Source organism: Aquimarina sp. AD10 (assembly GCF_003443715.1).
Taxonomy (GTDB): domain Bacteria; phylum Bacteroidota; class Bacteroidia; order Flavobacteriales; family Flavobacteriaceae; genus Aquimarina; species Aquimarina aggregata.
In genome coordinates, this window is sequence record NZ_CP031965.1 from 5,272,972 (window position 1) to 5,289,646 (window position 16,675).

General features: G+C 32.9%; 15 protein-coding genes. 7 read left to right on the forward strand and 8 right to left on the reverse strand.

Annotated elements, in window-relative coordinates:
* Positions 1-5: 5 nt before the first annotated feature.
* The 6 genes from D1816_RS21850 to D1816_RS21875 all read left to right on the forward strand — a co-directional run bounded on the left by D1816_RS21850 (position 6) and on the right by D1816_RS21875 (position 5,820).
* Positions 6-875: a DUF4349 domain-containing protein gene (locus tag D1816_RS21850; protein ID WP_118505696.1), complete on the forward strand. Its 870-nt coding sequence runs from the start codon at positions 6-8 to the stop codon at positions 873-875.
* A 39-nt stretch (positions 876-914) separates the two neighbouring features.
* Positions 915-1,511, forward strand: a complete 597-nt coding sequence (locus D1816_RS21855) for a SprT-like domain-containing protein (RefSeq protein WP_118505698.1) — start codon at positions 915-917, stop codon at positions 1,509-1,511.
* A gap of 2 nt (positions 1,512-1,513) precedes the next feature.
* Positions 1,514-2,590, forward strand: a complete 1,077-nt coding sequence (locus tag D1816_RS21860; RefSeq protein WP_066314561.1) for a mannose-1-phosphate guanylyltransferase — start codon at positions 1,514-1,516, stop codon at positions 2,588-2,590.
* 7 nt (positions 2,591-2,597) lie between these two features.
* Positions 2,598-4,058: a DUF389 domain-containing protein gene (locus D1816_RS21865; RefSeq protein WP_066314560.1), complete on the forward strand. Its 1,461-nt coding sequence runs from the start codon at positions 2,598-2,600 to the stop codon at positions 4,056-4,058.
* A gap of 131 nt (positions 4,059-4,189) precedes the next feature.
* Positions 4,190-5,140: a hypothetical protein gene (locus tag D1816_RS21870; RefSeq protein ID WP_118505700.1), complete on the forward strand. Its 951-nt coding sequence runs from the start codon at positions 4,190-4,192 to the stop codon at positions 5,138-5,140.
* 83 nt (positions 5,141-5,223) lie between these two features.
* Positions 5,224-5,820: a hypothetical protein gene (locus tag D1816_RS21875; protein ID WP_066314557.1), complete on the forward strand. Its 597-nt coding sequence runs from the start codon at positions 5,224-5,226 to the stop codon at positions 5,818-5,820.
* Between the two features lie 10 nt (positions 5,821-5,830).
* Here the strand turns inward: D1816_RS21875 and D1816_RS21880 are convergent, their stop codons facing one another.
* Positions 5,831-6,595 (reverse strand): ABC transporter ATP-binding protein, encoded by a 765-nt coding sequence (locus tag D1816_RS21880; protein WP_066314556.1) that lies wholly within the window; start codon positions 6,593-6,595, stop codon positions 5,831-5,833.
* Positions 6,595-7,332, reverse strand: a complete 738-nt coding sequence (locus D1816_RS21885) for an ABC transporter permease (protein ID WP_066314553.1) — start codon at positions 7,330-7,332, stop codon at positions 6,595-6,597. Before D1816_RS21885 ends, D1816_RS21880 begins: the two co-directional genes overlap by 1 nt.
* Before the next feature lie 132 nt (positions 7,333-7,464).
* On the opposite strand from D1816_RS21885, the gene pafA reads away from it, so the two are divergent.
* On the forward strand, positions 7,465-9,099 hold the full coding sequence (pafA, locus tag D1816_RS21890; protein ID WP_118505702.1) for an alkaline phosphatase PafA: 1,635 nt from the start codon (positions 7,465-7,467) through the stop codon (positions 9,097-9,099).
* 70 nt (positions 9,100-9,169) lie between these two features.
* Here the strand turns inward: pafA and D1816_RS21895 are convergent, their stop codons facing one another.
* The 6 genes from D1816_RS21895 to gcvP form a co-directional block, all read right to left on the reverse strand.
* A complete protein-coding gene (locus D1816_RS21895) occupies positions 9,170-10,576 on the reverse strand; it encodes a TlpA disulfide reductase family protein (protein WP_118505704.1) in 1,407 nt (468 codons plus the stop codon).
* A gap of 117 nt (positions 10,577-10,693) precedes the next feature.
* Complete coding sequence (locus D1816_RS21900; protein ID WP_118505706.1) at positions 10,694-11,536, reverse strand: glycosyltransferase family 2 protein; 843 nt, start codon at positions 11,534-11,536, stop codon at positions 10,694-10,696.
* Between the two features lie 10 nt (positions 11,537-11,546).
* Positions 11,547-12,074 carry a methyltransferase gene (locus D1816_RS21905; RefSeq protein WP_066314548.1) on the reverse strand — a complete coding sequence of 176 codons (528 nt, stop codon included), beginning with the start codon at positions 12,072-12,074 and terminating at the stop codon, positions 11,547-11,549.
* Positions 12,075-12,159: 85 nt separating this feature from the next.
* Positions 12,160-13,218: a 3-oxoacyl-ACP synthase III family protein gene (locus D1816_RS21910; RefSeq protein ID WP_118505708.1), complete on the reverse strand. Its 1,059-nt coding sequence runs from the start codon at positions 13,216-13,218 to the stop codon at positions 12,160-12,162.
* A gap of 117 nt (positions 13,219-13,335) precedes the next feature.
* Complete coding sequence (locus tag D1816_RS21915) at positions 13,336-13,701, reverse strand: group III truncated hemoglobin (RefSeq protein WP_066314545.1); 366 nt, start codon at positions 13,699-13,701, stop codon at positions 13,336-13,338.
* A 66-nt stretch (positions 13,702-13,767) separates the two neighbouring features.
* A complete protein-coding gene (gene gcvP, locus D1816_RS21920; RefSeq protein WP_118505710.1) occupies positions 13,768-16,623 on the reverse strand; it encodes an aminomethyl-transferring glycine dehydrogenase in 2,856 nt (951 codons plus the stop codon).
* Positions 16,624-16,675 lie beyond the last annotated feature (52 nt).

The window sequence follows — 16,675 nt, forward strand, 5'->3', positions numbered from 1 at the left end:
TAAAAATGAAATCAAACAAAATAAGTAAGGTAGGCATCGTAATGTTAGTAGTCATATTGCTTTTAAGTATTTCCTGCTCAAAAGAATCGAAGTTAAATGATATTGCGCTAGAAAATATTCCTCTTAAAACTACAGGAGAACAACCTGTTTTAAATTCTTTTGAAACAAATGATGATCGGGAGGCGAACAAGATAGGAGTTGATAGGCGTCTTAAGATTATAAAAAATGCGACTTCTAAGATTAAGGTAAAAAATGTAGAAAAAGCGACACAATTGGCCAAAAATACAGCTAGAAAATATGATGGCTATGTCTCAGATGAACGTTTTACCAATACCAATACTACTAAAGAAAACCGTTTCACAATTAGAATTCCTCAAGATCATTTTGATACGGTATTAAACCAAATTTGTGAACTTTCAGAATTTGTAGAGTATAAAAATGTTTCTACAATTGATGTGACAGAAGAATACATTGATATTAGCTCACGTTTAAAAACCAAACTAGAAGTAAAACAGCGATATGAAAACATCTTGCGCACTAGCGCTAAAACTGTAGAAGATATTTTATTGGCAGAAGATAAACTTAATGAACTTCAGGAAGAGATAGAATCTGCTCAAGCTAGATTAAATTACTTGGGAAATAAAGTTTCATATAGTACCATTCAACTCGATATGTACGAAACTGTAATTCCCAAAAAAGAACCAGAGACCTATGAACCTGGTTTTTTTGATAATGCTCAAGAGGGACTATCTTTTGGCTGGTCATTAATTAAAGGTTTGATTCTTATAGTATTCTATATTTGGCCATTGATTGTTTTGGGACTTATAATTTTGGTTTATTTTAGGATAATAAGAAATAGAAAAATATTAAATTAGGGATGCATTGTGATAAAGTTAATTTTGTATTTTGCAAAGGTGAAGGAAATACTTGCAAGATATATCCCAGAACGTGCTATTGATATGGCATTTGACCTAGTCGTTAAGTGTAATGTGCATTTAAAAATTGTAAATGAACGTGTAACTCGACATGGTGATTATCGCAAAATGCCCGATGGTAGACATCAGATTACTGTAAATGCTTCGTTAAATAAATATCGTTTTTTAATTACCCTAGTGCATGAGATTGCTCATTTAATAGCTTTTGAGAAATATGGACGCTATATAAAACCCCATGGTATTGAGTGGAAGAAGACTTTTCAGCAACTTATGTTGCCTTATATTCACCCCGAAGTTTTTCCCTCAAAATTATTACCAGTATTAGCTAAGCATTTTAAAAATCCAAGAGCGAGTAGTGATACAGATGAGAAATTGTCTTTGGCACTAAAACAATACGATCCTAAAAGTGATAAAAACTACATTTTTGAGTTACCTTTAGGTAGTACATTTAGATTGTATAACGGACAAATCTTTAAAAAAGGGAATAAGAAGGTAAAACGATATGAATGTGTAGAGCTTAATACTGGTAGAATCTATCTGTTTAACCCCAATGCAGAAGTAGAACTTTTAAACTAACTATGAATAAAAATTATTATGCCATATTAATGGCCGGTGGAGTAGGATCAAGATTTTGGCCTGTAAGTACAACAGAATTTCCAAAACAGTTTCATGATATGTTAGGAACCGGGGAAACCTTAATTCAACGTACTTTTGAGCGCTTAGCTAAAATAGTGCCTGCAGAGAATATATTTATTCTTACCAATGAAAGGTATAATGATTTGGTTCTGGAACAATTACCTAAGATAGAGCAAAGACAGGTTGTAACCGAACCTGCAATGCGAAATACAGCTCCTTGTATTTTGTATGCTGCAATGAAAATAGAAAAAGAAAACCCAGATGCCGTAATGGTAGTCGCACCAAGCGATCATTGGATAGAGGATGAAGATGCTTTTGTTTCAAATCTAAAAGATTGTTTTGTTGCATGTTCGCAAAAGGATATCTTAATGACATTAGGTATTAAGCCTACTTTTCCTAATACAGGATATGGGTATATTCAATACCTCGAAGAAAGTGATCCTATTAAGGAAGTTACACAGTTTACAGAAAAGCCTAACTATGATACGGCTAAGGTGTTTTTAAGTGAAGGAAATTATCTATGGAATGCAGGTATTTTTATATGGAGTGTTTCTAGTATAATAAAAGCATTTGAAGTGTTTCAAGAAGAAATGACAGCTTTATTCAGAAAAGGAGAAAGCTTATATAATACAGAAAATGAAAAAAACTTTATAGCAGATAACTATGCATTGGCAGAAAACATATCTATCGATTATGCTATTATAGAAAAAGCTAAGAATGTATATGTTTTACCCGCTGTTTTTGATTGGAACGATCTGGGTACATGGGGATCATTGTATGATAAATTAGATAAAACAGATGATAAAAATGCTATAGTTAATACTCGTGTTTTACCACAAGACGCTTCGGGTAATATGATTAGAACTGCTAATAATAAAATAGTAGTAGTTGATGGATTACAAGACTATATCATAGTGGATAAGGAAGATGTGTTACTTATCTATCCTAAAAAAAAGGAACAAGATATCAAAGAAGTGCTTAAAAAAGTAAAGGAAACCTACGGAGAACAATACGGATAATATACTAATGGAAGAAAATAAAGAAGAATTTAATAATAAAACTCAAGATCAAAAAGTAGAGCAGCAGAAAGAAGCTGTAAAACAAGATGCAAAAGGGTTGTTTAAAAGTTTTTCAACTTTTTTGAAAGAATTACTTGATTTTCGAAATGATACAGATCGAGAAAGTACAATAGAATTAATTAAGGCTGATATCCCATTTAAAGGAGCTACTGCCTGGATTTTAATTTGTTCAATCTTTATTGCCTCTATAGGGCTAAATGCAAATTCGATACCTGTAGTTATTGGAGCCATGTTAATATCACCCCTTATGGGGCCTATTTTAGGTATGGGAATGTCAATTGCAGTTAATGATATAGACACATTAAGAAAATCATTAGTGAATTTTGTAGTAATGGTTGTGCTTAGTGTGATTACAGCATGGTTGTTTTTCTGGTTGTTTCCTCTTAAAGAAGAATCTTCAGAGTTATTGGCAAGAACAAAACCCGATATAAGAGATGTATTGATAGCCTTCTTTGGAGGTATGGCATTAATTATTGCCAGAACTAAAAAAGGAACAATAGCCAGTGTAATTTTTGGTGTGGCAATTGCTACAGCTTTAATGCCGCCATTATGTACGGTTGGTTTTGGGTTAGCAATAGGTAAATATGATTATGCCATAGGGGCAATGTATCTTTTTATTATTAATACAATTTTTATTGGTTTAGCAACTTTTCTAGTGCTGAAGTTGTTGAGATTCCCGATGATTAGATATGCTAATTCTGCCAAAAGAAAATTAACAGCTCGAATAGCTTCTATTCTGGCATTAGTAGTTATGATACCTGCGCTGTATACGTTTTGGGTTACTCTTAATGAAAGTAAAGCGTATGGGGATTTTGAAAGCTTTATTGCAAACGAGGTAGATGCTAATGAAAATCTGTATCTAAGAAAGCCTATATATGATTATAATAATAGAACGTTAAAATTATTTTTTGACGGTGAAATTTCAGAGGCCACAGCAAGTGATTTACATAATGAAATTTTAAAATATGAAAGCATAAGTGATTTTAAACTTACTGTAAGAGGAAACAAAGCCAGAGGTATTGACCAAGTGTCAAAAGCGTATGACAGGTCGATAGAACAAATTAATCGTTTAGAAAAAGAAAACAGTCAACTTTTGGATGAGATTGAAGATCTTAAAATTCAGATAGCAGGTTTAGAAACCAGTCTTAGAGAAGCTAACAAAGTAATACCAGTAAAAGTATTGCCCTATGCTAGTATTGCCAAAGATGCTAAAATACGTTTCCCGGATTTAGAAAGATTAGGGTATGGTGAGGTTTTACAATCTAATTTCTTAAAAGTTGATACGGTAAAGGTGATTTTTCCTAGATGGAAATTTAAAGTGTCAGACAGTTTAAATGCTATTAGAGTTAGGTCACTACAAGAATGGATTACCAAAGAAATGAAAACAGATACCCTGCATATAGAGTAGCGTTTAAGATTAATCATAATATCTTTCCGAAAAAAAATACCGGTTACATTTGTGAAGAAGTGATTATTTAAGGTAACATTTTTGATGTAGATGACATAGATTATAATAACTATCTAAATATTAAATTTAAAATGAGAAATATTATCTTATCAGTGATTGTACTTGTATTAACTTTTGAAATTAGCGCGCAAAATGTTGATTTAAATAATAGTACCGATTATATCAGAGTTCAAAAAGTTGGAGAATCAGGGTTTTCAAGGGCTTTTGGGCTTAATGGTTCTAATCAGCTGTATATAGGTAGTGTAGAAAAAACTATTGGAAACATTCATTTTTTTAACAAAGGAACTAATCATTTAATGACAATTAGACCCAATGGGAATGTTGGAATCGGTACTACAAACCCTGTAAGTCTTTTAGATGTAAACGGAGATGCTAAAATCGGATCTTTAGCAAATAGGCATTACCTGAGAATAACTTCAAAAGAATGGCCAGAGATAAGGTTTGAGACTCCAAGTAGTGATAGACTTATAAGGTTAGGGGTGGCTCATGCAGATAATATTGCGTATGGTGTTGGAGAAGGTGATTTTTATGTGTATTCTAATACTGTTAATAAAATGCCTTTAATTGTCAATAAAAATGGAAATGTATATATAGCAGGTAATTCAGGTAATGTAGGTATAGGAACCACAAATCCTGGGGCTTGGAAACTAGCCGTTAATGGTAAAATAAGAGCTAAAGAAATTAAAGTTGAAACAGGCTGGTCAGATTTTGTGTTTTACGACGATTATAAATTACCAACACTAAAAGAGGTAGAAGATCATATTAAAGCCAAAGGGCACTTACAAGATATTCCAAGTGCAAAAGAGGTTAAGGAAAAGGGAATATTTCTTGGGGAAATGGATGCAAAGTTGCTTCAAAAGATTGAAGAACTAACATTATATACAATTAACCAAGAAAAAAGAATTAATGAGCTAGAGTCCGAAAATGAAAATGTTGGAAAAGAGAATGAAGAATTAAAAATTTTAGCTAATAAATTCTTGGAATTACAAGAGCGACTTGAAAAATTAGAGTCTAGAAAATAGTTATAATAAAAAAGAGAAAAAAAATAGTTTACCTATGTGTGAACTATTTTTTTTGGAATATAAGTGTCAAATAAAACGTCAAAATGAAAGAATTACAATTTCCAATTAAATTTACTTTTAATATTACCACATTAGCAAATGATTTTACCGCTAAAGATGCCAGTGGAAAGACTGTAGCATATGTAAAACAAAAAATGTTTAAGCTTAAAGAAGATATTGCTATTTATGAGGATGAGAGCAAAAGTAAAGTCAATTTTAGTATTAAAGCCGATAAGTGGATAGATTTTTCTGCGGCATATAGTTTCTCTGATGCGCATGGAAATGAAACCGGTAAAATTGCTAGAAAAGGATGGGCATCATTGTGGAAAGCCGAATATGAACTGATCGATCAACATCAAAAGTTGCAATACCATATTAGAGAAGAAAATGGTTGGGTTAAAGTTTTAGATTCTTTATTAGGACAAATACCTGTTTTGAGTATGTTAACCGGTTACCTTTTTAATCCATCATACAAAGTAGTCAACTCAAAAGACGAAATTGTAATACGACTTAAAAAAGAACCTTCTTTTTTTGGTAGAAAGTTTGAAATATCAAAATTAATTCAAATAGATCAAGACGATCAAGAGCGAATATTATTGGGATTAATGATGATGATTTTACTAGAAAGACGAAGAGGATAAATGGTAGATATTATAACCCTTTTAATTGAGCATCGCGGACTTTTTTGAATAGATTTGATGAATATACAAAATCAGTAACGGCTTTGTTATCTGTTTTGAAAATTTGTGTTTTATCACCTTCCCATTCTAGATATCCGTTTTTGAGAAAGACGATTTTTTCTCCAATTTCCATTACAGAATTCATATCATGAGTATTAATCACAGTTGTGATATCATACTCTTCTGTGATTTCTTTAATCAGATTATCAATAACAATTGCGGTTCTAGGATCTAAACCAGAATTTGGTTCATCACAAAATAAGTACTTTGGTCGGGTCACTATGGCCCGAGCAATAGCTACACGTTTTTGCATCCCGCCACTAATTTCAGAAGGAAGTTTTTTGTCTGCATTTTCTAAGTTTACTCGGTTTAAAACCTCATGAACTCTTTCAGTCATTTCTTCCTTTTTTTGCTTAGTAAACATCATTAAAGGAAACATAACATTTTCTTCAACAGTCATAGAATCAAACAAGGCACTCCCTTGAAAAACCATACCCATTTGTTCTCTAAGGTCACGTTGTTGTTGCTCGTTTAAATCAGAGTATGTAGAGCCATCATAGCAGATCGTACCTTCTTCAGGAGTAAAAAGTCCTAATAGACATTTTAAAAATACCGTTTTTCCACTTCCGCTAGTTCCAATTATAAGATTGGTCTTGCCTCTATCAAAAGTAGTTGTAATACCTTTTAAGATAGCTTCTCCATTAAAACCTTTATGTAAATTGATAACTTCTATCATTAGCTTAGTAATAATTGCGTGAGTACATAATTAGTGATAATAATGACTACAGTTGTCCAAACAAAGGCCGAAGTACTCGCTTTACCAACCTCTAGAGCTCCTCCTTTCATATAATACCCATGAAACGATGGTATAGTAGCTAATAAAAAGGAGTATAAGAACGTTTTTATAAAGGCATATACCAAGTGATAAGGAATAAATTCTTCTCTTAAACCGGTTAAAAAATCTGTGCTAGAAACAAAACCCCCATAAACTCCTGCAATATAAGCTCCGCAGATTCCTGTAAACATAGCAATAGCAATTACAAACGGATACATAAGCATCGCGATGATTTTTGGGAAAACTAAATAATTAAGAGAATTTATCCCCATGACCTCTAATGCATCAATTTGCTCTGTAACTCTCATGGTTCCTATACTTGATGTAATAAATGATCCAACTTTACCTGCCATAATTACTGATATAAAAGTAGGGGCAAACTCTAGAATTACAGACTGCCTGGAGGCAAATGCAATTAGTTTTTTAGGAATTAAAGGATTGGTAAGGTTTAATGCAGTTTGTATGGCTACAACAGCTCCAATAAAAAAGGCAAGAAATACCGTTATTCCTAAAGATCCTATAATGAGGTCATCTATTTCTTTAAAAATCAGATTTCTAATTACCGAACCTTTAGTCATTCGACTAAAAACTCCTTTAAGCATTAAAAAATAGCGACCGATATCGTCTAAGTAAAACATTCTTTATAATTAGAAAGGCTAAAATAGAAAAAAAAATAGCTACACCATTTAACCTTCTATTAAAGTTTTACATTTGCAGAAATACTATTTTAGGTAAACTCGAAAAGAGTAAGATTTATAAAATTTAAAGTAATGATAAAGAATGTATTTCTGATCGCATTATTCGTAATGTTATCTATTCCTTGTAAATCACAAGAAGCAATTCATAAATCTCCAAAATTGGTAGTCGGGATTGTAGTTGACCAAATGCGATATGACTATTTAACTCGATTTTATAATCGTTTTGGTGATGGTGGATTTAAGCGTATGATTACTAATGGATATAACTGTAAGAATAATCATTTTAACTATGTTCCTACATATACAGGACCTGGGCATACATCAGTGTATACAGGGACAACACCTCAAAACCATGGGATTATTTCGAATCATTGGTATGATAAGTTTAGTAAAAAGATGGTATACTGTGCTAATGATCCTTCTGTTAAGCCAGTGGGTTCTGATAGTGAAATGGAGCAAATGTCTCCGCATAGAATGAAAACTACTTCTGTGGCAGATCAAAATAGATTACATACACAATTAAAAGGAAAAACTATTGGAATTGCGATAAAAGATCGCGGTGCAATACTCCCTGCTGGACATACAGCTAATGGGGCGTATTGGTTTAGAGGAAAAGATGAAGGTAAATGGATTACCAGTACATATTATAGAAATGAATTACCAGAATGGGTTAAAAAATTTAACGCATCAGGAAAAGCGGCATCGTACTTTAAAGTATGGGATACCAAAGAAGATATTAAAACATATACAGAGAGTGGTAAAGATTTAAATACATTTGAAAGAGGTTTTGAAGGAAAAGAAACAGCAACATTTCCTTATGACTTAAGAAAGTTAAAGAAAGCTAATGAAGGGTATGATCTCATAAAGTCTACTGCATTTGGAAATAGTTTGACTGCAGATTTTGCTATTGAAGCTATTGATGGTGAAGACCTGGGAGCAGATGAGGTTACAGATTTTCTTACAATTAGTTTTTCAAGTACCGATTATGTAGGACATAATTTTGGAGTAAATTCTAAAGAAGTACAGGATACATATTTAAGATTAGATGCCGATATAGAAAGGTTGTTAAACCAACTTGATCAAAAAGTAGGTAAAGGACAGTATACTGTTTTTTTAACAGCAGATCATGGAGCAGTTCATGTACCTTCATATTTACAGTCTATAAAAATTCCGGCAGGTTATTTTGACAGTAAAGTGTTTGAAGAAAAGGTGAGGTCGTATGTTAAAGAGGTCTTTAAAGCTGATAATTTAATAGAAAATATTTCAAACAATCAAATCTTTTTTGATTACAAACAATTGATTAACAATGCTATCGATGCAGAAAAACTTCAAAAGAGTATAGCACATTTTATATTGCAAGAAAACCAAGTAGATAAAGTTTTTACCAGAAGTCAACTTGAATCTGTTGAGTATACATCGGGTATTGCAAGATTAATTCAGAAAGGTTTTAATCAAAAAAGAAGTGGAGACGTCGTTGTTATTATGGATCCAGCTACAATATCATATTCTAAGACTGGTTCTACTCATGGTAGCGGAATGATATATGACACACATGCTCCATTATTGTTTTTCGGACATGGTATTAAAAAAGGAAGCACGACTCAAAAAACTAAGATAACAGATATTGCACCAACTATTTCAGCTTTGTTAGGGATTACATTTCCTAATGGTGCAACGGGAGATGTATTATCTTTTGTTATCCAATAAAGGGCTCATAAAAAGTCTCAATATTTAGGTGTATTGAGACTTTTTTACAAAAAAAATCAATAGTGAAAAGCTATATTTTTAGCGTATTAAATAATTCAATTAATTCTGGATGTGAAGGCCTTGGCGCATTTGCATCGACAATTTTTCCTGCAGGATCAATGAGTATAAATCGTGGGATACCCTTAATATTATATTTTGTAATAAATGTCGATTGCATTGCATTATCCGAAAACAATTGAATTCCTCCTAGTTCTTTTTCTTGAATCATTGCTTTCCATTTATCATAGCTTTGTTTTTGATCAACAGAGATGCTCACAAATTTAATATTTTTACTTTCGTATTTCTTTTCAATTTTTTTTAGCGAAGGGATTTCTTTTATACATGGTGCGCACCATGTTGCCCATACATCAATGTAAACATATTTCCCTCTTAAATTTTCTAAGCTAGTTCTTCCTCCTTTGAAATTTTCATAATCAAATGTAGGCGAATCATTCCCTTTTGCAACAGCTTTAATACGATCGTATGCATTGGTAATCTCTTCGCGTACTTTTTTATTGGAGATGTTACTCATTAATAACTTATATATATCTTCATTGTTTGCATTACCTGGTTTTAATTTACGACCAACAATACTTTTTAATTGGTAATCTTTAATGTTATTGCTTGTAAGCGGGTTTAACACTGCTAGAACTGCTTTATGATAAGGGATACTGTCTTCTGAAGCTTTTTTATAAGCATCAATTTGTATTTTATTATGAATTAGGTACCAGTAAGGAATTGATCTCTTAAAATCTTCGCCATTGTCAATGTCTAGTGCGTTTCCCTCATCAAGAAAACCTTCAGGAAATTTAAAATCTGGTTGCTTGGTTAAATATTTATAGCTAGCTGGGTATAACCTATAAACATAGTCAAGGTAGTGATAGTGATTATCTCTCTTTTCCTCTTGTACAAACTGTGGTTTCATATTAGGATGTTTAAGAATAAGATTATCCAAATCGGTTTTGAAATCTACTATTTTGGCTTTGAATACGGTAGGTTTTTGTAGATAAAAAGAGTCTTTTTGTTTTTTTAGTTGTTGTTTAAGATTTGTAATGACAGAATCTTTAAGAGCTAGATACTTATTTTCAGTGACCAAATCACCAGTAAATTTCGTGCTCTTAAGATGGTCTAAATCTAGATGTATATTTAATACTTTGTCTTGTTCCAAATAGATGGCAGAACTAAATGTCTTATCATCTGTTAAGAAATACTTTCCACTATAAGGTAAGGAAATAGTATCTCTGAAACTCCCTTCTGATGAAAGCATTATTTCATGGGAAAAACCGTATTGGTCGAATTCCTTAATGTTTAAAGGTGTATTGGAGTGATTTAATATAGACCCAGTTAGGATCACATAATCTGTAGTTTCTTTTTTTTCTCTATGGCATGAAACCGTAAATAATAAAATCAGAAGTAGGGTGAATAGATTTGTTTTCATATCGGAATAAGGTTACATATTTATTGCAAATATAGTACAAATTAATTTTTCAACTAATTTTTTAGTTGAAAAGAATCAAATCAAACAAATACTTTAGAATACTGATACTTTCTTTGTTTAAAAGATTTTTTTCTTTATACTTCTCCATCGCAGTTTACGTATAAATTTCCCTTCTTCTTTGGACACAAGAAAAGATTGTTTTTGCGCTTTGAAAAAGCCTAAAAGATAATCAATAATAAGTCTTGGTTGTTTTTTAAGTATTGCTAGTTTTAACGAGGCAATTAACGTAATCCAAAAGCCGTAGCGCATACGATAAAAAGCTTCGCCTTGTTTATATTTTGCTTTAGAATTGTAGGTGTTTCCGGTTGGTTTTAAGTGTTTAACTTTTAAAGAGGAATCGGTTTTGATTTGCCAACCATGGTATTGCGCAAGTAATTCATCTATCGTATCCCATCCCATTGCTCGTTTAAGGCCACCAATATTTTCAAAACATGATTTTCGATACGCCTTTAACGCTCCACGGATATGATCTTTATTGGTTAAATTCTCTAATACCCATTTTTGGTTTTTTTCTATATAGCAAAATCCCCCAACCATACCTATTTGGTTAGTATTATTAAAATGACTAACCATTTTTTCTAGATAATCAGATGGAAAAATAAGATCAGCATCAAATTTGCAAATAATATCATAATTAGAGTCTACATCTTTATATCCTTCATAGAACGCATTAATAACCTTACTACCTGGTAGGTGATCTTGCGAGGAATTTATTTTTACCTGTGTTATAAAATTGTAGTTATTTCTAAAGTTATTAATAATATCTTCTGTGTTGTCTGTAGAATTGTCATTAACAACTACTATTTTTTTTGGCAGTAATGTTTGAGAAACTAAAGACTCAAGTGTATGAGAAATATAACGTTCTTCATTATGAGCTGGTATGATGATATATATGTCCAAATTTTGTGCTCTAGTTTTTTATTCTTTCAGCATATATAATATAATATCTAGGGGTGAAGAGCCTTAGTAGCGGTCGAAATCCAATCTTTTTTATAGGATGTGTCCATTTGTCTCTAGCTTTTATTTCCCATCCAGACTTTTCCAGGAGCCAATCAAATTGCCAATCTTCGAATTCATGGTAATGTCGATCCCAAGGATCTGTTTTACTCCTATAGGCAGGAGAAAACCAAAGTTTTAAGGGGATTGAAGCTACCAATTTATCGGCACTACTATCCCTTAATACGTTAAAAGGAGCAAGTAAATGTTCAAAGATTTCAAAAGCAGTGATAACTTCTGCACTGTTGTTTTTTACGACTTCGGTATTGATATCCAAATCTTCACCAGAAGTATTTTGAACAGAGTAGCCCTCTTTTTCCATAAACTCTACAAAAGGGTTTTTCACACCTAGGTCAAGAATATGTGCCGGAGATGGAACGTGATTTCTAAGAAATTCTAAAGTTTTTTGATATCGTTTATGAGGAAAAGTCCCTTCGTACATGGTTGTTAAATCAGTAATTATGAACGTAAAAATAGATAATTACGTACATTACTTCGACTACAATTGGTAGTTTTTTTAAACAACACTAATGCTGGTATAATATGGCATTAATATTCATACCCGCTCCAACACTGGCAAATAGAATGATATCACCTTGATTAATACGTTGATCTTGTATTTTTTCTTTAAGAATAAGATCATATAATGTTGGGATCGTAGCTACACTACTATTTCCTAGTTTTTTTATACTCATAGGCATAATTCCTTCTGGAACTTTTTTACCATAAAGATTATAAAATCGTTTTACAATCGCTTCATCCATTTTTTCATTTGCCTGATGAATTAGAATTTTGGAAATATCGTCAATATTGATCCCAGTCTTATCTATACAAACTTTCATAGCATTGGGTACATGATTTAATGCAAATTCATATATTTTACGACCGTGCATTTTGATATACCTGTTATCATCTTTTAATTTGTTGTTATAGGTTTTTCCGAAAAACAGAAAATTACTTTCTTCTAAAGTATGAGACGCACTTACTGTAGAGAGGATTCCTCCGGTACTTTTTGTTATTTCTAAAATAGAAGCGCCGGCACCATCAGAATAAATCATAGAATCTCTATCATGTTCATCAATAACACGTGATAAGGTTTCTGCCCCAATAACAAGGCATTTTTTTGCCATATCACCCTTAATGAATGATTGAGCTTGGATAATACCTTCTATCCAACCAGGGCATCCAAAGAGCAGGTCATAAGCAACACAATATGGGTTTTTAATCTTAAGTTTATGTTTTACTCTTGATGCTAAGCTTGGAACGGTATCTGCTTGTGAAGAATCTTTAGAAACATCTCCAAAATTATGTGCTACGATAATGTAATCAAGTGTCTCAGGATCAATTTTAGCGTTTTCAATGGCTTTCTGAGCAGAAAGAAATGCTAAATCAGAGGTGTTTTGTTGTTTTGATGCGTATCTACGTTCTTCAATACCCGTAATTCTTCTAAATTTCTCAATTATAATATCAGTAGAGTGTTCAATTTGGACTCCATCTCCATTAAAGAATTGATGATGCGCAAAATCTTCATTTTTCTCTACTTCTGTAGGTATATAGCTACCTGTCCCCGTTATTTTGATGTTCATAATTCTCTTCTTTAACTTTATGGACGGGAAGGTAGTGAATATAAACCCGATTATTATGCATGCATAATATATATTACAATGCCCAAGCTTTTTTTATTGAAGATAATTATGTTCTGATTATTGGGTTTTAATTTGAATTACTGTTGCGATAGACAAAGCTCGTGTTTTGATTAACTCTGCTTGTTCTCCTTTGAAATGTGTATTTACAGTTGTATTAAAAAGTAGTAGCCAAGTATCAAAATCTTGTTGTTGAAGTTCTTTTTTTAGGTGTAAATCTTTATGAATTTGAAGAACATTCTTTTTATACTCTCCTTTTCTGAATAATTGTTGTTCCCAAAAGTTAGTTATATGCGGAAGATGTTCTTCGAGTTTGATCTTGGCAATTTTTGTAAAAAAAACACCAATTACAGGATCGGTTAGCGCCTCTTTGTAAAAGGTCCTCATTAGAAATTCTATATCCTTTCTTGTAGTAATATCCTTCATTTTTGAATTGTAATGAGAAAGAGACAACTGTTAAGTTGCCTCTTTATAATTTCTACGTATTTCTTTTTATACCTCTGCTTCCATATACTCTTCAATCGGAGCACAAGTACAAATTAAGTTTCTATCACCATAGGCATCATCTACACGTCTTACAGATGGCCAGAATTTATTTTCTGCGATATACTCTAGCGGATATGCTGCTTGTTCTCTAGTATAAGGGAACTCCCAATTGTCTGTAGTTAACATCGCCAGTGTATGCGGTGCGTTTTTCATCACATTATTTGGATTTTCTGAACTTGCACTTGCTATTTCTTGACGAATTGATAGTAGGGCATCACAAAAACGATCTAATTCTGCTTTACTTTCACTTTCTGTAGGTTCAATCATTATTGTGCCTGCTACAGGAAAAGATACAGTTGGTGCATGAAACCCATAATCCATAAGTCTCTTTGCGATATCTGTTACTTCTATACCATTAGCTTTAAAAGGTCGACAATCAATAATCATTTCGTGAGCGGCTCTTCCTCTTTCACCCACATATAAAACACTATAATGCCCGTCTAGTCTTTCTTTGATGTAATTGGCATTTAATATTGCATATTCGGTTGACTCTTTTAGACCTTTAGCACCTAGCATAGTAATATATCCGTACGATATCAAACACGCCAGAGCAGATCCCCAAGGAGCTGCAGAAATTGCCGTGATAGCATTATCGCCTCCTGTTTCAATTACTGGATTTCCTGGTAAAAAGGGCACTAGTTGTGGTGCTACGCAAATAGGTCCTACTCCAGGACCACCGCCACCATGAGGTATTGCAAACGTCTTATGCAAGTTTAAGTGACAAACATCAGCGCCAATAACTCCTGGATTTGTTAAACCAACTTGAGCATTCATATTAGCGCCATCCATATATACTTGACCACCATTATCGTGGATGATTTTTGTTATCTCTTTAATCGCAGATTCATAAACTCCATGAGTAGATGGGTATGTTACCATTAATGCCGAAAGGTTGTCCTTATACTTAAGTGCTTTTTCTCTTAAATCATCTACATCAATATTACCTTCTTCTGTAGCTTTAGTTACAACTACTTTCATACCTGCCATAACTGCAGAAGCAGGGTTAGTACCATGGGCAGATGATGGTATTAAGCAAATGTTTCTGTGATGATCATTTCTGGACTCATGATATGCTCTAATCACCATTAAGCCTGCAAATTCACCTTGTGCACCAGAATTTGGTTGCAAAGATGTTGCGGCAAATCCAGTGATTTCTGTAAGTTGATCTTCAAGCTTTTTTAATACTTCTTGATATCCTTGAGCCTGATTTATTGGAGCAAAAGGGTGGATGTTTCCCCATTGCGGATCACTAAGCGGTAACATTTCTGACGCTGCATTAAGTTTCATAGTACATGATCCAAGGGGGATCATAGAATGATTTAAAGACAGATCTTTTCGTTCTAACTTTTTAATGTAACGCATTAATTCTGTTTCTGAATGATACGTATTAAATACATCGTTAGATAAGAACGCTGTAGTACGTTTTAAACTACTGCTAATTATATTACTTTCTTCTAACTCTTTAATTTGAGTACTATCTTTTTGAGCTACAGTAGCAAAGATTGATACAATCGTATTGAGATCCTCAATAGTTGTTGCTTCATTTAGAGATATAGAAATGGTGTTCGAATCTGGATAGAAGAAATTTACATCATGCTTTTCGGCAACTTCTTTTACTTTTTTGGCATCGGCTTGTATACGAATAGTATCAAAAAATACAGAATTTAATTGTTTAAATTCTAAAGCTTCTATTGTTTTACTTAAGGTTACTGCCGAAGCATTTACTTTGTTTGCGATGTATTGTAATCCTTCTGGACCGTGATATACCCCATACATACCAGCCATTACAGCCAGTAATACTTGTGCAGTACAGATGTTGGAAGTTGCTTTATCTCTCTTAATATGTTGTTCTCGAGTTTGAAGCGCCATACGCAATGCTCGATTACCATTAGTATCTTGAGTAACACCAATTATTCTTCCTGGGATATTTCTTTTGTATGCTTCTCTTGTGGCAAAGTAAGCAGCATGAGGTCCACCATAGCCTAATGGAATTCCGAAACGCTGCGTTGTACCGACAACCACATCTGCATCAAAGCTTCCTGGTGATTTTAGTGAAACTAAACTTAAAATATCAGCAGCTACAGCAACTTTAATATTAGAAAGATGAGCTTTTTCAACAAAATCGGCATAGTCATATACTTCTCCTGATTTACCTGGATATTGTAAGATGGCACCATAAAACTGTTCTGAAAAATCGAACTCCTGATGATCTCCAATAATCAATTCGATGTCAAGAGGTATCGCTCTTGTTTTAAGAAGAGATAGTGTTTGTGGTAAGATTTCTTCGGAAACAAAAAACTTATTGACGTTATTTTTTTTCTGATCTCTCGAACGAACCGAAAATAACATTGTCATAGCTTCGGCTGCCGCAGTACTTTCATCTAAAAGAGATGCGTTGGCTAGCTCCATTCCTGTAAGGTCACATATCATGGTTTGATAATTTAATAGTGCCTCTAGTCTTCCTTGAGCAATTTCTGCCTGATAGGGAGTATATGCAGTATACCAACCCGGGTTTTCTAATATATTGCGTTGAATTACGGCTGGCAAACAAGCTTCGTGATATCCTAAACCAATATAACTTTTAAATACTTTATTCTTAGAAGATAGTCTTTGCATATGCGCCGAATATTCTTGTTCGCTCATTGCAGAATCAAGATTAAGCGGTTGTTTTAAAAGAATATCATCTGGAATAGTTTCATAAATAAGTTGCTCGATAGAATCTACTTTTATAGTATTGAGCATACTGCTTAAGTCTCTCGTTGAAGGACCAATATGACGCAGTTTAAATGAGTCAGTTTTCATAGCAAAAAAACAGTTGAAATTGAGATTTCAAAAATACATATTTAATCCTGAA